The sequence below is a fragment of the Paenibacillus barengoltzii NBRC 101215 genome (genome assembly GCF_004000745.1).
Lineage (GTDB): Bacteria > Bacillota > Bacilli > Paenibacillales > Paenibacillaceae > Fontibacillus > Fontibacillus barengoltzii.
Map to the genome: position 1 here is coordinate 1 of NZ_BILV01000094.1, position 21628 is coordinate 21628.

At 53.5% G+C, this 21628-nt stretch carries 17 protein-coding genes; all 17 read right to left on the bottom strand.

Features of this window, described 5'->3' with window-relative positions:
* Nucleotides 1-91: 91 nt before the first annotated feature.
* Nucleotides 92-1555 carry a LysM peptidoglycan-binding domain-containing protein gene (locus PBA01S_RS20135; protein WP_127576601.1) on the bottom strand — a complete coding sequence of 488 codons (1464 nt, stop codon included), beginning with the start codon at nucleotides 1553-1555 and terminating at the stop codon, nucleotides 92-94.
* A gap of 187 nt (nucleotides 1556-1742) precedes the next feature.
* Nucleotides 1743-2675 (bottom strand): RluA family pseudouridine synthase, encoded by a 933-nt coding sequence (locus PBA01S_RS20140; protein WP_127576602.1) that lies wholly within the window; start codon nucleotides 2673-2675, stop codon nucleotides 1743-1745.
* Complete coding sequence (gene hemL, locus PBA01S_RS20145; protein ID WP_016311110.1) at nucleotides 2672-3976, bottom strand: glutamate-1-semialdehyde 2,1-aminomutase; 1305 nt, start codon at nucleotides 3974-3976, stop codon at nucleotides 2672-2674. The genes PBA01S_RS20140 and hemL overlap by 4 nt, the downstream gene beginning before the upstream one ends.
* 45 nt (nucleotides 3977-4021) lie before the next feature.
* Nucleotides 4022-5026: a porphobilinogen synthase gene (hemB, locus tag PBA01S_RS20150; protein ID WP_016311109.1), complete on the bottom strand. Its 1005-nt coding sequence runs from the start codon at nucleotides 5024-5026 to the stop codon at nucleotides 4022-4024.
* Nucleotides 5027-5090: 64 nt separating this feature from the next.
* Entirely contained in the window at nucleotides 5091-6638 is a 1548-nt protein-coding gene (gene cobA / locus PBA01S_RS20155; RefSeq protein ID WP_127576603.1) for a uroporphyrinogen-III C-methyltransferase, read from the bottom strand.
* A 6-nt stretch (nucleotides 6639-6644) separates the two neighbouring features.
* The gene (hemC, locus tag PBA01S_RS20160; RefSeq protein ID WP_127576604.1) at nucleotides 6645-7607 is read right to left on the bottom strand and encodes a hydroxymethylbilane synthase; all 963 of its coding nucleotides are present in this window, start codon (nucleotides 7605-7607) and stop codon (nucleotides 6645-6647) included.
* A 2-nt stretch (nucleotides 7608-7609) separates the two neighbouring features.
* Nucleotides 7610-8320, bottom strand: a complete 711-nt coding sequence (locus PBA01S_RS20165) for a precorrin-2 dehydrogenase/sirohydrochlorin ferrochelatase family protein (RefSeq protein ID WP_255315401.1) — start codon at nucleotides 8318-8320, stop codon at nucleotides 7610-7612.
* Between the two features lie 112 nt (nucleotides 8321-8432).
* The gene (gene hemA, locus PBA01S_RS20170) at nucleotides 8433-9878 is read right to left on the bottom strand and encodes a glutamyl-tRNA reductase (protein WP_028539255.1); all 1446 of its coding nucleotides are present in this window, start codon (nucleotides 9876-9878) and stop codon (nucleotides 8433-8435) included.
* Between the two features lie 206 nt (nucleotides 9879-10084).
* Nucleotides 10085-10483 carry an adenosylmethionine decarboxylase gene (gene speD / locus PBA01S_RS20175; RefSeq protein WP_016311104.1) on the bottom strand — a complete coding sequence of 133 codons (399 nt, stop codon included), beginning with the start codon at nucleotides 10481-10483 and terminating at the stop codon, nucleotides 10085-10087.
* Between the two features lie 318 nt (nucleotides 10484-10801).
* A complete protein-coding gene (locus PBA01S_RS20180; protein WP_016311103.1) occupies nucleotides 10802-11386 on the bottom strand; it encodes a hypothetical protein in 585 nt (194 codons plus the stop codon).
* A gap of 196 nt (nucleotides 11387-11582) precedes the next feature.
* A complete protein-coding gene (yihA, locus tag PBA01S_RS20185) occupies nucleotides 11583-12227 on the bottom strand; it encodes a ribosome biogenesis GTP-binding protein YihA/YsxC (RefSeq protein WP_085279357.1) in 645 nt (214 codons plus the stop codon).
* Nucleotides 12228-12280: 53 nt separating this feature from the next.
* Nucleotides 12281-14617 (bottom strand): endopeptidase La, encoded by a 2337-nt coding sequence (gene lon / locus PBA01S_RS20190; RefSeq protein ID WP_028539253.1) that lies wholly within the window; start codon nucleotides 14615-14617, stop codon nucleotides 12281-12283.
* Nucleotides 14618-14765: 148 nt separating this feature from the next.
* On the bottom strand, nucleotides 14766-16484 hold the full coding sequence (gene lonB / locus PBA01S_RS20195) for an ATP-dependent protease LonB (protein WP_028539252.1): 1719 nt from the start codon (nucleotides 16482-16484) through the stop codon (nucleotides 14766-14768).
* Between the two features lie 188 nt (nucleotides 16485-16672).
* Nucleotides 16673-17794, bottom strand: coding sequence for a flavodoxin-dependent (E)-4-hydroxy-3-methylbut-2-enyl-diphosphate synthase (gene ispG / locus PBA01S_RS20200; RefSeq protein ID WP_009225149.1), 1122 nt, complete (start codon nucleotides 17792-17794; stop codon nucleotides 16673-16675).
* A gap of 122 nt (nucleotides 17795-17916) precedes the next feature.
* Nucleotides 17917-19173, bottom strand: a complete 1257-nt coding sequence (gene clpX / locus PBA01S_RS20205) for an ATP-dependent protease ATP-binding subunit ClpX (RefSeq protein ID WP_009225148.1) — start codon at nucleotides 19171-19173, stop codon at nucleotides 17917-17919.
* 12 nt (nucleotides 19174-19185) lie between these two features.
* Entirely contained in the window at nucleotides 19186-19776 is a 591-nt protein-coding gene (gene clpP / locus PBA01S_RS20210; RefSeq protein ID WP_016311099.1) for an ATP-dependent Clp endopeptidase proteolytic subunit ClpP, read from the bottom strand.
* 254 nt (nucleotides 19777-20030) lie between these two features.
* Nucleotides 20031-21452: a trigger factor gene (gene tig / locus PBA01S_RS20215; protein WP_028539251.1), complete on the bottom strand. Its 1422-nt coding sequence runs from the start codon at nucleotides 21450-21452 to the stop codon at nucleotides 20031-20033.
* Nucleotides 21453-21628 lie beyond the last annotated feature (176 nt).

Sequence of the window (21628 nt, forward strand, 5' to 3'; positions counted from 1 at the left end):
GGGTAACAAAATTACGTGAGTGAACCATTATCCTTCGGTAACATTTTTATATGAGTTGACACGCAATCCGCCTGATTTCACGGGATGGTCCTCACGGAATGTACAAAACTTGCCCTTCATTCACCTGATGCTCGGACAGCCGGTTGTACAGCTGCAACTCCCGCGTACTCAGGTGGTAGCGTTGGGCGATATCATCCAGCGTCTCTTCACGCTGCACGATCACGAGGCGCACTTTGCGGAAGGGATTTTGATCCTCATTGCTGATGAACAGGTTCTTCCACCGCAGCTCCTCACCCTCACCTTGGTCTCTGCTGTCGTCCAGGCTCGCCTGATCCGAAGCTTCCTCCTGCGGTTCCTGAGCAGGCCGGGCCGAAGAGGAAATCAACTTCGTTAAGCCAAAGTTGTCTCGATCTCCCTCGTCATCCCCTTTTTTGGCCCCCAACGCAATCTTCATTTCCTTCTTCTCTTCTGGTTGGGCAGGTACAACTTGGTCCGCTTCAACCTCCGCATTCGCCTCCAAAACAGGTTCGTTCGCCGTATCGTTTGACACGGCAGCGACTTCTTCGCCAACCCTATCCGAAGCCCGTTCCGGTTCAGCATATTCCGCCTCTACAGCTTCACTCGCACGTTCAATTGGCGCGGATTCCGCGAATGGGCGAATCTCCTCCTCAAATGTTGCGCCTGCATCCAACTCCTCTGTCTGGTCAGCAAAAACCTCTGCAGCAGCGTCAAAATCCGATTCAGATTCCTTGTCCGCCCAAGGACCAGCTTCCTGGAATGCAGGGACATCCTCTCTCCAGGCGGCGGATTCCTGCGGCTCGTCCGCACTTCGTTTTTGCGCGGTAAGGACTTCATCCGGAAACGCCTGCCATGAAGCAAATTGCGGAATGGGCTGTGGCTCTTCATCCTGCTCCTCTTGCTGCAGCTCGAGTTCCGGCTCCGGCTGAGACTCTTCGTCTGTCGTATCGCGGATTAACGAATTCCACGAGAACGTCGGCTCCGACTCTTGGCGCACTTCTTCCGTCAGCAATGGCGCTGCCGGGATCGATTCAGGCTCGGTCACCGCCGAAGCGTAATCCTCCGATTCCTCCGCGCTGAAATTCGATTCGGCTTCCGGTTCATCCTCTCGCAGATCCGGTACGACATGGGCAGTCGTAAACTCGCGATCTTTCCATGCATCTTGCTCGGACACGAGGGTAGTAGTCTCCACCCCTTGAAGCGACAAGACCCCTGTAATATTCAAGCTGCGCGAGCTAAGCAGGTCAACATCGAAGTTTTCAATTTCAACCGTGATATCCTCCAACCGGTTCACCCGGCTTAGCGGTATCGTAATTTCGACTGGAATATAATGTTCCAGCTTCTGCGTTTCTCCTTCTCCCCGATACACCCCCGACAACAGCAAATGGCCGCGCAGCGCGGCATACTCCTCCCCGGGAATCACCTGGATTTTCGGATAGAGCTCGATCTCCTCCAGCTCTTCAATGCCGATCACATCTTCAGAAAGATGTATCCGCTCATAAATATCAAACCTGAGACCATAGGATTGATCAGCCAACTCGTTACCTCCTTTCAGCATATCCAAACCTGATTTAGAAATCGATGAATCTTGATCCAAATCATCCTCGTTTAATCTATATGCTACAAAAGAGAGTGCATGCCAGCTTTTTGCCGATTGGAGGGTACAGACCTTCTCACATTAGGTAAAAAAAATAAGCCAGGCTGCCATCAGACAGCCCGGCTAGTCAACGAAAGCGATCTCTCAGCTGGATCATGGCCGACGGCCAAGGATCGTCCAGCTCCACCGTTTCTCCGGTGAGCGGGTGCGGGAACACCAGTCGCTCCCCATGTAGCGCTTGATAAGGCATCCACTTCGTGCTGCCGCCATACAGCGCATCCCCTACGAGCGGATGGCCCGCCGCGCTCAAGTGAACGCGAATTTGATGCGTGCGACCGGTCTCCAGGGTCAACCGAACAAGGCTCACCTCGTGTTTGGGGTATACCTCCAGCAATTCCACATGGGTGATCGCCGGTTTGCCCGTTGGGGACACCCGGCGCCGCTGGTTATGGTGGCGATCCCGACCGATCGGCTGATCGATCACTTTAAGCGCAGGACTGACCACGCCTTGTACAAACGCGATGTACGTTCGTCCGATCTCCTTGCGGCTCATCGCTTCATCCAGCTTCAAATGGGCGTATTCGTTCTTGGCGAACAACACCGGTCCTGACGTATACTCGTCTAATCGGTGAATATGCGCCGCGGCAATCGGCTGACCGAGACCCGCGTACCATCCCGCCACGCGGTTGGCAAGGGTGTCTGGCGGAGCAGAATTCCTGCGGGAAGCGTCCCCCTCATGGCCATCGGGATGGACTTTAAGCCCTGCCGGCTTGTGCACGACAAGGCAAAAATCATCCTCATATAAAAGCGAAACCTCTGCCTCAACCGGAGCATATTGGGAGGCCCTGGCCGGAAAAGCCAACAGCCTTAACCGATCCCCGGCAAGCTTGATGCCGCCTTCCGCCCGCAGCCGGCGCAGCAGCTTGGGAGGAGCCTGCAGCCCCTCCTCCAGCCATACCATCGCCGCATCCAGGCGGTCTTGCCCCTCACGTACAGGCAGCTTGCCTGGCATCAGCTCGAGCCAGTCGCCGCGCCGCGTCCAGGTTAGCTTACCGCTCACAGCTTTTGCAGCGCCAAGCGATGCGCTTCGATCGTCAGCTCAATGTCCTCATCGGTATGCACGCCCGAAACGAACATCCCTTCGAACTGCGAAGGCGCTACGTTGATGCCTTGCTCAAGCAACGCCGCGAAGTAACGGCGGAACAGGTCGAGGTCGCTTGTTTTTGCCGTTTCGTAATTGATGACCTTCTCTTCGGTAAAAAACGGACAAATCATCGAACCTACGCGGTTAATCGTACACGGAATCCCTTTTTCCTTGGCATTGCGCGTAAAGCCTTCCTCCAGCTTCGCCGACAACCGTTCCAGACGGTCGTACACCTCCGGAGTAAGCAGCGACAGCGTCGTGTAACCTGCTACCATCGCCAGCGGGTTGCCGCTCAGCGTCCCGGCCTGATAAATCGGCCCGCTTGGTGCGATTTGCTCCATGATCTCGCGTTTTCCGCCGTACGCTCCCACCGGCAGACCGCCGCCGATGACCTTGCCAAGGCAAGTTAAGTCCGGCGTCACGCCAAAGCGCCCCTGTGCACAATTGAGACCTACGCGGAAGCCCGTCATGACCTCGTCAAAAATGAGCAAGCTGCCGTACTGCTCGGTAATCCGGCGCAGACCTTCCAGGAATCCCGGCAACGGCGGCACAACGCCCATGTTCCCGGCTACCGGCTCGACGATGACGCCGGCAATCTCTTCGCCAAAGCGTTCAAATGCAAGCTCCACCGAAGCCAAGTCGTTATAAGGCACCGCAATCGTGTTGGAGGCAACGCCTTCAGGCACGCCTGGACTGTCCGGCAATCCCAGCGTCGCTACGCCAGAGCCTGCTTTAATCAACAAACTGTCGGCATGGCCGTGATAGGAGCCTTCGAATTTCATGATTTTGCTGCGGCCTGTATATCCCCGTGCCAGACGAATCGCACTCATCGTTGCTTCCGTTCCCGAGTTTACCATTCGCACCACGTCAATCGACGGTACCCGTTCCGCAACCAGCTTGGCCATTTGCGTCTCCAGCAGCGTTGGCGCTCCAAAGCTCGTCCCTTTCGCAGCCGTCTCCTGCAACGCACGCACCACCTCTGGATGAGCGTGGCCCATAATCAACGGCCCCCAGGAGCCCACATAATCGATAAAGCTGTTGCCGTCGATATCGTAAATTCGGGATCCTTCCCCGCGTTCGATATACATCGGCGTCAACCCAACGGATTTAAACGCCCGCACCGGGCTGTTGACGCCGCCGGGCAAGACCTGCTTCGCTTCTTCGAAAGCCAGGCGCGATCGTTCTTCACCCCGCCGGCCAATCATGTCCTTGCTCATCGATACCCCTCCTTAACTGTTTAAACCCCGTTCTCGGTTCTAGGTTTACTGCTTCTCGCGCAGCCAACGTGCCATATCCTTGGCGAAATACGTGATGATGATATCCGCACCCGCCCGTTTCATGCCTAGCAGCATCTCAGTAACGATGGCCCGCTCGTTAATCCAGCCTTGCTGAGCCGCTGCCTTCACCATCGAATACTCTCCGCTTACGTTGTATGCGACCAGCGGAAGATCAAATTGATCCCGCAGCATCCGCAAAATATCCATAAAAGCCAAAGCCGGCTTCACCATCAGCATATCCGCGCCTTCCAGCACGTCAGATTCCGCTTCCCGTAAAGCCTCGCGGGCGTTAGCCGGGTCCATTTGATAAGTCTTCCGGTCACCGAACTGCGGCGCGGAGTCCGCCGCTTCACGAAACGGCCCGTAGAAAGAAGACGCGTATTTAACAGAATACGACATAATCGGCACATGGCTATAACCCGCTTCATCAAGCCCAGCACGAATCGCTTGTACAAAACCGTCCATCATATTGGACGGAGCGATAATGTCCGCACCAGCACGCGCTTGGGAGACAGCAGTCTTCACCAGCAGCTCCAGCGATTCGTCGTTCATCACGTCGCCGCAGACATGCCCGTCGCGTTCAAACGTATGTACCATCCCGCAATGGCCATGATCTGTGAATTCACATAGGCAAGTGTCGGCTACGACCAGCAGATCCGGATACCGCGATTTGATGATCCGCGTCGCTTCTTGTACGATCCCGTCCTCCGCATAAGCCGAGGTGCCTACGCTGTCCTTCGTTTCCGGAATGCCGAACAGCAGAACTGCCGGAATACCTAAATCAACGATTTCTTTAACTTCCTCTTCCAGCGTATCCAACGAAAAATGAAACACGCCAGGCATCGAAGAAATCTCATTTTTGACGCCTTTACCATAAGTGACAAAGATCGGTTGAATCAAGTCGTCCACCGTCAGGACAGTTTCACGTACCATCCCGCGAATCGCAGCCGACTGACGCAGCCGGCGATGTCTTACGATTGGAAAATTCATATTTAATTCCCTCCTAAGTATGCAGCACAGGGTGAAGCCCCGTGTTAACCTTAACCAACAAAACTCACTTCGCCGACGCCGTCCGCGTTTTCCAGTCACAGAGCGCTTGGATCAAGCTGTCGATCGTTGCTTCTTCCGCAAGTATTGATACCCGCAAGCCGGCATCCTCCGCCGTCTTTGCCGTAACCGGCCCGATGCAGGCGATGTCCACGCCTTGCAGGGCAGCGACCGGATCGGCCACCCCCATGCCGCTCAGCGCAGCCAACAGATTCGTTACCGTGGACGAGCTGGTAAAGGTGACGGCGTGGATCCGGCCTTTCTCGAGCAGCTTCAACAGCTCGTCATCCGTCTCCCCGGCTGGCACCGTCCGGTACATCACCGCCTCGGTGACGGTCAAGCCTTTCTCGCGCAAGGCAGCAGGCAACCACGCGCGAGCCAGATCGCCGCGCGGCAACAGCACGTGCTGTCCGGGCTTCAACTCGCTGCCGTACGCTTCCATTAGGCCCTCAGCCTGAAACTTGCCAGGCAAGCCCTCCGCCGCAATTCCGCGTTGGCGCAACGCCGCCTGCGTCGCCGGCCCTACGGCAGCAATTCTAGCTTTATGCAACCCTCGGACATCTTCCCCCAGTCTCTCCAGATGCGAGAAGAAATACTCCACGCCATTCACGCTCGTGAAGAACACCCAATCGTACTGCTCGAGCTGATGGAGCGCTTCGTCCGTGCCAGCCAGATCCTCGCCTTCCGGCATCACGATGTCGATAACAGGGAACTCGTAAGGCTCGCCGCCAAGCTCCTCGATGCCGCGCACCAATTCACTGGCTTGCGAGCGCGAACGAGTGACGAGAATTCGCTTGCCGAACAACGGCAACGATTCCGCCCACATCAGCTGCTCCCGTTGAGCCACGACCTCGCCAACGACCGTGACGGCCGGCGGCTTGAAGTCGGCTTCGCGTACCTTTTGCTCAATATCCGCCAACGTCCCAACCAGCGTCTCCTGTTCGGCTCTCGTTCCCCAGCGAATCAGCGCAACTGGCGTTTCGGGCGGGCGTCCGTAATGGATCAGCTGTCTGCTGATATGACCAATATTGGCTACGCCCATCATAAACACCAGGGTGCCAGTCGCATTGGTCACCTTCTCCCAGTCAATGGACTGATCCAGCTTATCCGGGGTTTCACGCCCCGTAATGATTGACACTGAGGAAGCTATATCCCGGTGGGTGACAGGAATACCGGCATAAGCCGGCACCGAAATGGCCGCCGTAATCCCCGGCACAATTTCGTAAGGAATCCCGTGCTGCCGCAGCAACTCCGCCTCCTCCCCAACGCGGCCGAAGATTGTCGGATCGCCGCCTTTTAAGCGAACGACGGTCTTCCCCTCTAACGCCAAATCAACTAACAGCTGGTTGATATGCTCTTGCTTCATCGTGTGACGGTCGGTTCGTTTCCCGACATAGATTTTCTCTGCTCCGGGCTTCGTTCTTCGCAGCAGGCTGGGATTGGCCAGACGATCGTAGACGATCACGTCGCCCTTCTCCAGACAATCAAGCCCTTTCAGCGTAATCAATCGCGCATCTCCAGGGCCTGCGCCAACCAGATACACCTTACCAGCCATATTCGTTCACTCCCCGGTTTCTTGTAATAATGCAGCCGCTCCCATCGAGATCAGGCGGCCGGCAAGCTGCTCTCCCAGCTCGACCGGATCTGATCCCTCGGCACTTTCCTTCAAAATCGTCGTTCCGTCCGCCGAACCAACCATCCCCGTCAACCGCAAACGCGGACGACCAGTTTCCCCGCTTGTCCCTTCCTCTGGCAACAACGTCGCATACGCTCCAATCGGAACCTGACAGCCGCCATTTAGCACGCCAAGGAATCGGCGCTCTGCAGCCACCGTCACCGCCGTGTCCGGATCATTGTATAAGGACAAGAGACGGCGCACCTCTTCATCATCCTCGCGGCATTCGATGCCAAGCGCGCCTTGACCTACAGCTGGCAGGCAGACCTCTGCGGGAAGAAATGCCGTAATCCGATGTTCCCAGCCCATGCGAAATAATCCCGCCGCAGCCAAAATGATCGCGTCAAAACCTTCCTCCTCCAGCTTGCGCAACCGGGAATCGATATTGCCGCGAATGGGCTCCAACACGAGATCCGGGCGATAAGCGCGCAGCTGACTGGCACGGCGTAAGCTGCTCGTCCCTACCTTCGCCCCCTGCGGCAATTCGTCAAGACTCCATCCATCTCTTGATATCAACGCATCTCTCGGATCAACGCGACGCGGCACCGCACCGTTCATCAATCCGTCCGGCAACACGGAAGGCATGTCTTTCATACTATGGACCGCCAAATCGATATCTCCATTCAGCATCGCCTGCTCGATTTCCTTCACGAATAGTCCTTTGCCGCCTACTTTGGACAACGTCACGTCCAATATCCGGTCACCCTTGGTTACGATCTTGCGGATTTCAAAATCAAAAGGCAGGTTGTGCTCCTTGCAGATCGCTTTTAAATCGTCGATAACCTGTCCCGTCTGGGTCAGCGCCAGCTGGCTTTGTCTCGTACCCACCACTATCGTTCGCTTCGTCATGCTTATTCCTCCGTCTGTTCCTCAATCCAGGCGATCATCGTTGCTTCGCTCCACGGCTCAAAGCTTCCTTCCCGGATCAAGGTCAATATATCGGTCTCGGCCAACTTCCGAAACAGACGTTTCCGTCTTACGGGATCGTCGATTCGCGCCTTAATAAAAGCCCGTGCCGAGCTTAAAAAGTCAATGTAACGCTCGTAATCCTCGCCAAATTGTTCATCAATCTCGCGGATCAGCTCCCGTGCGGCCGTAGGTCCCGCCCCCGAGGTGGAGACGGCTACAACCAGACTCCCGCGGCGCAAAACGCCAGGTGTAATCATGCTGCCTCGCGACCCTTCGCTCGCGTCATTCATCGGGATGCCCTCTGCGTCAGCTTCGGCGACTACAGCGGCGTTTACCTCCGGGCGATCGGTCGCAGCAAAAGCAAGAAACGCTCCGGCTAAATCCCCTTGTCGATACTCCCGTTGGATCCACTCTACTTGTGCCATCTCTTGATGGAGCCGCCGCAGGCCTTCCGTTACGGTGGGACTAATCACCACTGTTACCGCTCCGGCCTCTGCCAGCATCGTCGCCTTCCGTTCGGCTACTGGTCCGCCGCCAATCACGACACAACGACGACCGGCCAAATTTAATAGGACAGGCACATAATGAGGTATGACGCATCCCCCCTGCTTCAACTGATTATTAGCATACCTTACCCTGCCGCAATTTTCCATGTTCATCCCTTCAAAAAAAAGCCCTTCCCCCTCCGCTTCAGCGTCGAATCAGCCATGATTCGGGTGCATCCGGCAGAGGGCTCAGGGCGTTCTCGCGGTTTCACTTATCCAGTTATACAGACACCTTCGCTAGCGGCAATGAAGGTTCCGGCTCAAAGGGGACCTGTTTTGGGGGCTCGTCTTCAAGTCCTGCCAACCCTTCAGACGCCCGGGACCCTAATCGTTCTTGGGCTTCCCGAGAGGCAGAGATCTCCTCGCCGGATCCGGAAGGACCGTTTCCTTGTTCTTCCAAACGATCCTCCAGCGCAAAAATCTGCGTAAACAGCTCCAGCGCTTTCGTGCCTTGACTTTCGCCAGCCAGCTCCTTGATCCGATTAATCGGATCATGCAGCATTTGGTTCAAAATGCTCTTGGTGAGACGACGAATCACCTTACGTTGCCGTTCATCCAGTTCCGGCAGCTTGTTAAAGAGACTGTCCAACGTATTCTGGTGAATGTCAGAAGCCTTCTCCTGCAGCGCGCGAATGACCGGCTTCACCCCCAGCGTCTGCAGCCATGTTCCGAAGGCGGCGATTTCGTCCTCGATCATCGATTCAATCTTGACCGCTTCTGCGCGGCGCATCTCCATGTTGCTCTCTACGATACCTTCGAGATCGTCGATGTCATATAGGAATACCTGATCCAACTCACCGATTGCCGGTTCGATATCCCGCGGCACAGCGATATCGATCATAAACAACGGGCGGTCCATTCGCCGCTTCATACTGCGGGCAACCTGCGCCGAAGTGATCACATACCCTTCCGCACCGGTCGAGCTGATCAGAATGTCCACCTCTTCCAACCGCTCCATCGCTTCCTGCATGGTGCACGGCACGCCATGAAACTTCGCAGCAAGCTCCTGAGCCCGGGCGAAGGTCCGGTTGGCCACCAGCACTTCTTCCGCACCCGCACCGCTCAAGTGCTTGGCCGTCAATTCACTCATCTTGCCGGCGCCAAGGATCAGCACGCGTTTGCCTTCAAAGCTGCCAAATATCCGCTTGCCCAGCTCCACGGCAGCATAGCTGATCGAAACAGCACTTTCCCCGATGGCGGTTTCGGAATGGGCACGTTTGCCCAGTGTGACCGCTTGTTTAAACAACATATTAAACCATGTTCCGGTGCATTTCTCCCTTTGCGAGAGCAAGAACGCATTTTTGACCTGGCCGAGAATTTGGGTTTCCCCTAACACCATCGAATCCAGACCACACGCAACGCGGAACAGATGGCGAATCGCTTGTTCATCTTCATATATATATAAATGGCGGGTAAATTCTTCGCGAGGAACCCCAAACCAGCGTTCCATAAAACTGCGAACGAAGGACCCGCACATGTGCAGTTGATCAACTACGGCATAGATTTCCGTACGATTGCAGGTGGCAATAATTACGCCTTCCAATACACTCTTGGTACGTAAGAGCTCCTGCAGCGCTTGCGGCATGTCCGTATCTGATAAAGAAAAGCGTTCCCTGACTTCCACAGGCGCCGTGCGATAGTTTAACCCAACTACGACGATGTGCATTGCAAGTTCACCTGCCTTGAAAGAAGTATCTATAGCATGTATCACAAACAAACTATGTTAATTATATCACAGTAGCCTTCGGCTCCCCTGGGATTTCTATGAGTTTTTTATGAATTATTTATGAATTTCATTCATTCAAAACAAATAACCATGGATGACCCATGGTTAAGTTATTTTTCCCAATTTTTTAGAATTTCTAACCCAGCTTAAACAAATTCAGCGCGATTCGAATCCGCTTCAGCTACTTCCAGCTCGCCTACGCCCCGAATCAGCTTCTTCGCGTACGTTTTCTCCGGATTCAAGACGGACACCAGGTAATCAATTGCCAGCTGCGGATCTACAAATTCCCCGCAGGTGTAACAATCAATCGCAGCAAACCCTCTCTCAGGATACGTGTGAATCGAGAGGTGGCTTTCCGACAACATCACAAGCACAGTGGCTCCTTGCGGTTCGAACTGTCTGGACTGAATCGACAAAATGGTGGCTCCGCAAGCTTCCGCCGCTTCAACCAAGTGAGCTTCCAACAACCCGGCGTTGTTCAGCACCTCATAGTCGATTCCCCAAGCATCAACCGCAACGTGTCTTCCGAAAGTTGAATATTCCATCTTTCGGCTCCCCCTTCCTAGGAATAAAATGTTTGAAAAAATTTCATCCGCTAGGACCTACGTCATTCACTTCTCGAGGGAAACATCTCTCGCAACATCTCCATGTCCTGAGTGAATCCTGGTTCCTATATTCTTTTCAACGAGATTAAAAATAACATCTCTTGCGGACAAATGCAACCTATTTTTTCAGCAAAAACCTACATCCGTTCGCGGTTCAGGCATAAAAAAACTACCCTGTAACAGGGTAGTTATCATTAGTACATTATGTTGTCGCCCTCACTCTGGTGACACCAGTGGTCGGGCCTTAATGATCTTGATTTAAGCCTCCAGCACAAACAGTCTTCGCGAGCATTGACGCAGCTCATTATCGATGCGTTCCACATCCGCCTCATCGGCGATAAACCGCTGGTCAAGCAGCGCATTGATGTCCTTGCGGATCCGGGCGATCTCCAACTCAATATCGTTATTCCGATATATCTGCTGCAGCTCCGCCGCCGCATCCTTGTATTCAAACACAAGCTTGTAAGAATCCCGGGAATATTCGACGATTTTGCGAACCCGGCCTTCCTGATAATAATACATCATCATGAATCCATTATAAATTCGGGTGACCATGCCGGAGCCTTTAAAGGCGGCGAACAACAGTCTCATCACGTTGGTTAAATGGGGTTTTTCCAAGCGGAAAGACATTTCACAGACATAGAACCCGTCAACACGTTCAAATGGAAGATGTACTTCCTCGCCGCCATCATCCTCCAGTACGACCTCTTGCCCGCCGTTGTCCAGCACCTTGACTCGCTGGCGCACATGGGGATCGTAGACTTTGTGAATAAACTGCGACATTTGGACTTCCGTTAAACGCATACTGGCATTGACATACTCTGTGGCTAACCGCTGAGCCATACAAATCTCCTCAATTCTTCATCGCTTTATTATAATTATACACTACGATTCCAACCGTACGCTCAGCGGCCAAAACGTGAATTCTTGCCATTTTCCAGAAAAAACGGCATTAAGCCGTTTTTAACCCGAACAATTTCGCTGCATGCTCACTTTCCTGCCGAAACTGCTCCAAATCCCTTTCGTATTCACCGAATTCTTAGCTTTTCCCATTTTCTGTATCGGAGGTGTCCAGGCTTGCAGCCTCGGTTCCTTCCGTCAGCCCCGCATACCGCTCGATTTGTGCCCACAGCTCATCTTTGCCAATCCCCTCTTCCGAAGAGAACAGGATCAACGGATCCCCGCCCCGCAGCACCAGCGCTTCCTTGATGATTTTCAGGTGCTTCTGCCAACGCGATTTCGGTACCTTGTCGGCTTTGGTGGCCACGACGCAGACCGGAAGCTCGTACGCCTTCAGCCAGTCGTACATCAGCTCGTCGTCCTTGGTCGGCGGATGGCGCAGATCGATGATCTGCAGCACCAGCTTCAGCGTCTCCCGCTCCTGCAGGTATTTCTCAATCATTTTACCCCAGACCTCGCGTTGCGACTTGGATACTTTGGCATACCCATAGCCTGGTACGTCAACAAAATAGAGCTGATCATTCACCCGGTAATAATTCAGATGTTGCGTTTTTCCGGGGGTTGAGCTGGTGCGCGCTAAGTTTTTGCGGTTAATCATCCGATTGATCAGCGACGATTTGCCCACATTGGAACGCCCTGCCAGAGCGATCTCTGGCAAGGCGTCCTCAGGATATTGATTGGGGCCAACGGCGCTGATAATAAATTCAGCCTTGGTTACCTTCATCGTTCAATTCCTCTCTTGAGCGTTGACGCACCTCTGCGCCACGCTTTAACATGCTAGTGCATCCCTGGACGCTCGACGAGCGCATGCTCGAGCACTTGGTCCATATGTGACACCGGTACGAACTCCAGGTCCTCCTTCACGCTGTCCGGAATATCGCGCAGATCGCGCTCATTGTCCTTCGGCATGAGGACTTTACGGTAGCCCGCCCGATGCGCGGCAAGTGACTTCTCCTTCAAGCCGCCGATTGGCAGTACACGACCTCGCAGCGTAATTTCGCCAGTCATAGCGACGTCCTTCGAGACGTGGGTGTTCGTCAACGCTGAGATCAGCGCGGTTGCAATCGTAATGCCCGCCGACGGACCGTCCTTCGGAATCGCTCCTTCGGGAATATGGATATGAATATCGTTCTTCTCGTGAAAATCCAGCGGAATCCCCAGCTCCGCCGCCTTGGAGCGAGTATAGCTGAAGGCAGCTTGCGCCGATTCCTTCATCACGTCGCCCAGCTTACCGGTCAGCGTCAACTTCCCAGATCCCGGTACGACGGTCACCTCGATGACGAGCGTCTCCCCGCCGACCTCGGTCCAGGCAAGTCCCGTGACGGTACCAATCTGATCTTCCAGTTCGGCCACCCCATATCGGAATTTCGCCGGACCAAGGAAGTCCTTGAGATTGTCCGCTGTAATGATAATTTTCTCCTTGTTCTCGGACACGATCTGCTTCGCCGCTTTGCGGCATAATGCAGCCACTTGCTGTTCCAGATTCCGCACGCCAGATTCGCGGGTATATTCGCGGACCACTTGCAGCAGCACGTCTTCGCCGACCTCTAGCTGTTCCGGCTCGAGCCCGTGCTCGCGTTTTTGCTTAGGCAGCAAGTAACGGTTGGCGATCTGCAGCTTCTCCAGCTCTGTGTAACCAGGAATAAACAATGTCTCCATCCGGTCAAGCAGCGGCCGCGGAATATTATGTACCGCATTCGCAGTCGTAATGAACATCACGTTGGACAGATCAAACGGAACTTCAATAAAATGATCGGAGAATGTATTGTTTTGTTCCGGATCCAACACCTCAAGCAACGCCGCAGAAGGATCGCCGCGGAAATCCGAAGCCATCTTGTCGATCTCATCCAGCAAGAACACCGGGTTCAGCGTGCCTGCCGTTTTCATGCCTTGAATAATTCTTCCTGGCATCGCGCCGACATAGGTGCGGCGGTGTCCCCGAATCTCTGCTTCATCCCGCACGCCGCCCAGCGAAATACGGACGAATTGGCGTCCCAACGAACGGGCGATGGAGCGAGCCAGCGACGTTTTCCCGACCCCTGGCGGTCCGACCAGGCACAGGATGGGGCCTTTCAGCTTCTTGACCAGCTTCTGCACAGCCAAGTATTCCAGCACCCGTTCCTTTGGCTTATCGAGGCCGTAATGGTCCTCATTTAGCACTTGCTCCGCTTTGGCTAGGTCAAGGTCGTCTTCCGTCTTGTTGTTCCACGGCAGACTAAGCAGCCAGTCCACATAGTTGCGGATAACGCCGCCTTCTGCCGAGCTGGCTGGCATTTTCTCCAGGCGATCGATTTCCTTCTCGACCTTCTCCCGAACGTTCTCAGGCAACCCTTTCTCTTCGAGCTGCGCCCGCAGCTCTTCCGCTTCACCGGCCCGGCCTTCCTTCTCGCCAAGTTCCTTCTGGATCGCCTTCATCTGCTCGCGCAAATAATATTCCTTCTGCGTCTTCTCCATCTGCTTCTTGACGCGTTGGTTGATTTTGCGCTCCAGTTCCAGCACTTCGCGCTCATTATTTAAGATGTCGAGCAGCTTCTCCAATCGTTTGCGGACATCGATGGTTTCCAAAATTTCTTGTTTATCCTTGATCTTCAAGGACAAATGGCTGGTGATGACGTCCGCCAAACGCCCGGCTTCTTCAATGTCTGATACAGCTGCCAGCGTCTCCGGCGTGACCTTCTTAGATAAATTGATATAATGTTCGAATTGGGTTAGTACCGTACGCATTAGTGCGTCCACTTCCGGATCCACCGTTTCTTCCTCTGGACGCTCTTCGGCGATAACCTCATAATATTCGTCATTATCCAAATATTCGATAATTTCAGCGCGTTCCATGCCTTCCACCAGCACGCGAATCGTGCCGTTAGGCAGTTTCAACATCTGGCGCACCTTTGCGACGGTGCCGATGCGAAAGATATCTTCTTGGGTTGGTTCTTCTATGTTCACTTCCGATTGAGAACAGAGGAGAATCAGATTATCTTCGACCATAGCTTTTTCCAGCGCTTTCACCGACTTCTCTCGTCCCACGTCCAAGTGCAGCACCATGCTTGGATAGACGAGCAGACCACGCAGCGGCAGCAGCGGGAATCGCCGGCCTTTGGATTTATGGGGTCCCATCGCGTATGCACCTCCAAACGTTCTCTGTTGATTTCATTGATATTTTAGCAAATGTTACATAAAAACACCAACGAGGAGCGACCGCCTCAAGCAGCCGCTCCCCGGAATGTGTACGAGCATGACGCTTAGTAACCTCTGCCGGCCCGGCTTACATCGCCCCGCCTTGTGAAGGTGACTCTGCGTGCAGAAAAGGCGCGGGAGCTGTTGCCGGAGCAAACAGGTCGCCGCCGATCGGCAGCTCCAGATTCTTCTCGGCCTCGGGTCCAAAGACGTGGCGGAACACTTCACCTAACGTCTCGACCGGGATCACCCGCAAGCCTTCCAAGCCTTCAAACAACGATTGCCAGTTGTCCTTCGGAATCAGCACCGTCGTCGCGCCGGCTTGGAATGCCGCCTCCACCTTCGCCACGACGCCGCCAACCGGCTTCACCTTGCCGTGAATCCCCAGTTCACCGGTCATGGCGATCTGATTGTTCACCGGCACCTGCTTAATTGCTGAGGCGATTGCCGTCGCGATAGCTAACCCGGCGGAAGGACCATCGATGGGGGTGCCTCCCGGGAAATTGATATGAAGGTGATAGTTCGACGGATTCAGACCGATCCGCTGCAGGACGGTCAGGACGTTTTCCACCGAACCTTTGGCCATGCTCTTGCGGCGCAGCGTTCGGCTGCCTCCGCCAATTTCCTCTTCGTCTACGACACCGGTGATGTTGTAGGTGCCTTTGCCTTTCTCGGCTGGGACCGCCGTCGCTTCAATCTCCAGCAGCGTGCCCATGTTTGCCCCGTATACGGCCAGGCCGTTGACGACGCCAACTGCAGGGTGATCCGGTACTTTGCGATCCGGACGCGGCGCCAGCTGACTGCTCGTCGCCACCCATTCCAAATCCGAGGCCAGCAGATGATCGCGCTTCTCGGTGAGGGCCAGACCGGCAGCTAGTTGCACCATATTGACGGCTTCCCGGCCGTTCGTCGCATATTTCTTGATCACTTCAACGGCTTCAGGACATGGTTGGAAGCCAATCCGCTTCACCGCATCCTCTGCGATCTGGGCAATTTCCTCCGGCAACAGGGGCCGGAAATAAATCTCCATGCACCGTGAGCGTAAAGCTGCCGGGATCTCCTGCGGCGAGCGGGTTGTTGCACCTACCAAGCGGAAATCCGCCGGCAAGCCATTTTGGAAAATATCGTGGATATACGCCGGTGTGTTGGAATCTTCAGAGTTATAATACGCGCTCTCCAAAAACACCTTGCGATCCTCTAAGACCTTCAACAGTTTATTCATTTGGATCGAATGCAATTCACCGATCTCATCAATAAACAAGATCCCGCCATGCGCCTTCGTTACGGCACCGGGCTTCGGCTGCGGAATGCCGGCAACCCCCATCGCCCCCGCCCCTTGGTAAATCGGATCATGCACAGAACCAATCAGCGGGTCAGCGATGCCGCGCTCATCGAAGCGGGCGATCGTTGCATCAATTTCAACAAATTTGGCATCGGATTTAAAGGGAGATACCGGATTTTTCTTCGCTTCCTCCATCACAACGCGTGCTGCCGCCGTCTTCCCTACACCCGGCGGACCGTAAATAATCACATGCTGCGGGTTGGCGCTGCAAAGCGCCGCTTTCAGCGCACGCAAACCGTCCTTTTGCCCAACGATGTCGTTCATCGAAGCCGGACGGGTACGCTCCGCAAGCGGCTTGGTGAGCGAGACGGCCCTAAGCTTGCGCAATTTCTCCATTTCTTTGCGCGATTCCCGGTCTACCGCCAGCCGGTTGCCTTTTTGACTGCGCAGTTGATTCCAGAAATAAAGCCCAATCACGACGGCAAAAAACATTTGGACCGCCATCAGGATAACATTTAGATCCATACGCGTTACGCCTCCCACTCTTATACTGATACTTGGTAGTATAGCCTTTTCGCTCCAAGGTAAAACAAGGATTTTACAATTGGATATGGTCAAGAGGTGAAAGGCGCAAAGGGGGCTTAGGGCCGCTTACTTCGTCAACAAAAAAACCGCAGCCTGCATCCAAGCAGACTGCGGTATGGATCTATCAATCAAGACTTCACACGGGCCCGGTGCTCCTTGCGTCCCGGGATTTCTCCGGTCGCTTCGTACACCTCCACGATATGGTCAATTTCTTTCTTTAATTCGCTTAACAGCTCGGCTTCCGGAACTTTCCTGATCATTTCCCCATAACGGAACAGTAACCCTTCCCCGCGAGCCCCGGCGATCCCGATATCAGCTTCGCGTGCTTCACCCGGGCCGTTGACGGCACAGCCAAGCACGGATACCTTAATCGGCACCTTCAGGTTGGCGATATACGCCTCTACCTCGTTGGCGATGGAGAACAGGTCAATATCCAGCCGACCGCAGGTCGGACAGGAGACAAGCGTCGCTGCATTCGTGATCAATCCAAACGTCTTCAGCAGTTCGCGCGCCACCTTCACTTCCTCGACCGGATCCGCACTCAGCGAAATCCGTACCGTTGAACCGATGCCCATCGACAAGAGGGCGCCGATCCCGGCTGCGCTCTTGACCGTACCGGAGAACAAGGTTCCGGCTTCCGTAATGCCCAAATGTAATGGGTAAGGAATGACCTCGGCCGCTTTGGTGTATGCTGCAATAGCCATTGGCACGTCTGAAGCCTTCAACGACACGATAATGTCATGGAAGTCCAGATCTTCCAAGATTCCAATATGGTACAAGGCGCTTTCGACCATTGCTTCAGGCGTTGGGTAGCCGTATTTCTCCAATAGGTGGTTCTCCAGCGAACCGGCGTTCACGCCAATCCGAATCGGTATGCCGCGTTCCTTGCACGCTTTGACCACGGCTTCAACCTTTTCCCGGCGACCGATATTTCCCGGATTAATCCGGACTTTATCGATGCCGTTCTCGATCGCCAGCAAAGCCAGCTTGTAGTTAAAGTGAATGTCAGCGACCAGCGGGATATGAATCCGTTTCTTGATCTCCTTGATCGCCGCAGCCGCTTCCTCGTTATTCACCGTCACGCGTACCAGCTGGCAACCCGCTTCCTCCAACCGGAGGATCTCGGCCACCGTTGCCTCGACATCTGCCGTTTTTGTCGTACACATGCTTTGGATGATGACTTCGTTGCTGCCGCCGATCGTCAGATTTCCGACTTTAACCGGCCGCGTATCTTGTCTCAAGAATGTCATGTCTGGTCTCTCCCATAACGATCAAAGCTCCACCCCCGCGGGCGCGTCCCAAATAGAGGGCATGACAACCGCAAAGGTGGAGAACCTTGACCTTTATTTTAGCGCACCCGGCGGTTGTCCGCTTACGCGCTTTCTTCTTGTTTCTTGTTCGGCTTGGAAGCCAATTCCGGCACCGTCTTCTCCAAAACGACCTTCTCGGTGATCACGCAATCCGTAATATCGTCACGGGACGGTACTTCATACATCACGTCAAGCATAATGCCTTCAATGATGGCGCGAAGTCCGCGGGCTCCGGTATTCCGCTTGATCGCTTCCCGAGCGATCGCTTCCAGCGCCTTCGGTTCAAACTGCAGGTTCACGTTGTCCAGCTCCAGCAGCTTCTGGTATTGCTTCACCAAAGCGTTCTTCGGCTCGGACAAAATGCGCACCAGCGTCTTCTCATCCAGCGGCTCGAGGGTCGAGATGACCGGCAGACGGCCTACGAATTCTGGAATCAATCCGAATTTCAGCAGGTCCTCCGGCAATACCATCGACAGGTATTCGCCCGGCTTGAGCTCTTTTTGCCCGTCGTTCGCCGCGTTAAACCCGATAACCTTCTTACCAATCCGACGCTTGATCATTTGCTCCAGGCCGTCAAACGCCCCGCCGCAGATGAACAAAATGTTCGTCGTATCGATTTGGATAAATTCTTGATGCGGATGTTTGCGTCCGCCTTGCGGAGGAACGGAAGCCACTGTACCTTCCAAAATTTTCAACAGCGCTTGCTGCACGCCTTCGCCAGAGACGTCACGGGTAATCGAAGGATTCTCCGATTTACGCGCCACTTTATCGATCTCGTCGATGTAAATGATGCCGCGTTCCGCTTTTTCCACATCATAATCGGCAGCTTGAATCAGTTTCAGCAGAATGTTCTCTACGTCTTCACCGACATAGCCGGCTTCCGTTAAGGAAGTCGCATCGGCGATCGCAAATGGAACGTTCAAGATTTTGGCCATTGTTTGGGCAAGGAGTGTTTTCCCCGAACCGGTAGGGCCTAACAGCAGGATGTTACTCTTCTGCAGTTCAACATCCTCGATCTTGTTCTGCGTATTGATCCGCTTGTAGTGATTATACACTGCAACGGACAGCGATTTCTTCGCTTGTTCCTGACCGATGACGTACTGGTCCAAAATATCGCGGATTTCCTTTGGCTTCGGAATTTCCTTCAGATCCAGCTCTTCCTCATGGCCAAGTTCCTCCTCCACGATTTCCGTGCACAGTTCAATGCATTCGTCGCATATATAAACGCCGGGTCCGGCAACCAGCTTGCGTACTTGTTCTTGCGATTTGCCGCAGAACGAGCATTTAAGTTGGCCTTTTTCATCGTTAAACTTAAACATGTAAACACCCCTTTATAGATTAGTGGGCTTGGAGATCACCTGATCGATAATCCCATAGGCCTTAGCCTCTTCCGCGCTCATGAAGAAGTCGCGGTCTGTATCGCGCTCGATTTTTTCAAGGGGTTGACCCGTCCGCTCTACATAAATCTGATTCAGCTTTTGCTTCGTCTTGATGATCCAGTCGGCATGAATTTTAATATCCGTAGCCTGACCGCGAACGCCGCCAAGCGGTTGGTGAATCATCACTTCGCTGTTCGGAAGCGCATAACGTTTGCCAGGGGCCCCTGCTGTTAGCAGCAATGATCCCATGCTGGCCGCCATCCCAACACAGATGGTGGACACATCGGGCTTGATATATTGCATCGTATCATATATACCCATCCCCGCGGTAACAGAACCCCCCGGAGAATTGATGTACAGGTGAATATCTTTCTCAGGATCTTCAGCTGCCAAGAACAACAGTTGGGCAATCACGAGATTGGCAACTTCATCATCAATTGCGTTGCTGAGAAAAATAATGCGATCTTTAAGGAGTCTCGAATAGATGTCATACGACCGTTCTCCTCGATTCGTTTGTTCTACGACCATAGGTACCAGACTCATGCGACCAACCTCTTTTCCTTTTCAATTTCCCTTGCGCTTACGTAAAACATTCTATCATGTTCGAAGCCCCGTGTCATTTTTCGCCCAGTACAGTTTATGTTCGTTTTTACACATTATATAACCTTAGGCTTGTCCCGTGCGCGATGGAAATAAATGTATCATCTGGAGATGAAAAATTAAGGCACGCATTTTATCATACGTGCCCTAACTTTTATCATGATGTATACAAAGAAGCGGGATCTGGCTGGAGTAGATTATTCCTCGCCTTGGGCTTCTTCGGCTTCAGTTTTGTCAGCGTCTGCTTTCGCTTCAGCTTTGGTCGACTTCTTCGTCGATTTCTTTGCAGCTGGCTTCGTTTCTTTGGTTTTTGCTTCCGCTTGTTCAGCCGGAACTTCCTTGCTGTTATCCACCAAGAACTGAACTGTCTTGCGGATCAGGATTTCCTCATTCAAGCTGCCCAAAGAACCGTTCGCTGCCAAGATGTTGCGAATTTCTTCCGGCGTACGCTTGTAAGCTTCCGCCATATCGTTCAGCTCTTTGTTGATTTCGTCTTGAGTAACTTCGATCTTCTCGGCTTTTGCGATAGCTTCCAGCACCAGGTTGTTGCGAACGCGTTTCTCAGCGTCCCCTTGCATTTGTGCTCTGAGGTCGTCCACCGATTGACCGGAGAAGCCCAGGAACATATCCAAGTTCATACCTTGTGCGCGCAGACGGTTGTCGAAGTCGCGAACCATGTTCTCAACTTCGCCTTTGATCATCGCTTCCGGAATTTCAACTTCCGCATTCTCGCCGACTTTATCAACGATAGCCCCTTCGCGGGCTGCTTTAGCTTCTTGCTCTTTGCGAGCTGCCAGCTGTTTCTTCAGATCTTCTTTGAACTCGTCCAACGTATCAAATTCGCTAACGTCTTTCGCGAACTCGTCGTCCAGTTCAGGCAGTTGTTTGCGTTTGATTTCGTGAACTTTGACTTTGAACACAGCTTCTTTGCCAGCCAACTCTTCTGCATGGTACGTGTCCGGGAAAGTTACCGTAACGTCCTTGAAGTCGCCGGTAGCCATGCCTACAACTTGATCCTCGAAACCTGGGATAAAGGTGTTGCTTCCAAGCTCCAGGGAATAGCGTTCCGCTTTGCCGCCTTCGAAAGGCACGCCATCTACGGAACCGTCAAAGTCGATCACAACGGTGTCGCCGTTCTTCGCTGGCTCTTCGTCGATGACAACGAGCTCAGCATGGCGTTGTTGCAGACGCTCCAACTCGTTGTTCAGCTCTTCTTCGCTGACTTCAACGTTAACAGCAGGAACTTCTACGCCTTTGTAGTCGCCAAGCTTCACTTCAGGTTTAACCGTGATTTTTGCTTTGAACTTGAAAGGTTGTCCTTTTGCAAATTGCTCGATGTCCACTTCAGGACGATCTACCGGGAAAATGTCCGTTTGATCAACCGCTTCCGTGTACACTTCAGGCAACAAGATGTCGATAGCATCTTGATACAAGCTTTCCACGCCAAAACGTGCTTCGAAGATCGGCCGAGGCACTTTACCTTTACGGAAACCAGGTACGCTTGCTTTCTTAACAACCTTTTGGAAAGCTTTATCCAGTGCGGCGGCTACGCGTTCCGCCTCCACCTCAACCTCGAGGACACCGAGGTTCTTCTCTATTTTTTCCCAAGTTGCTTTCATTTTATGCCTTCCCCTCCAAATTTCACATATACTTTAAATACTGAAACCGAATCGCGACTAAAGCAGCTATGTTCAAGGTGTCTTGCTCTTGGGTTCCAGTATAGCTGTCTCTATGAACACGATCAGAATAACCATTATATTATAAACAACAATACATCTTTTTACAAGAGCCCGCG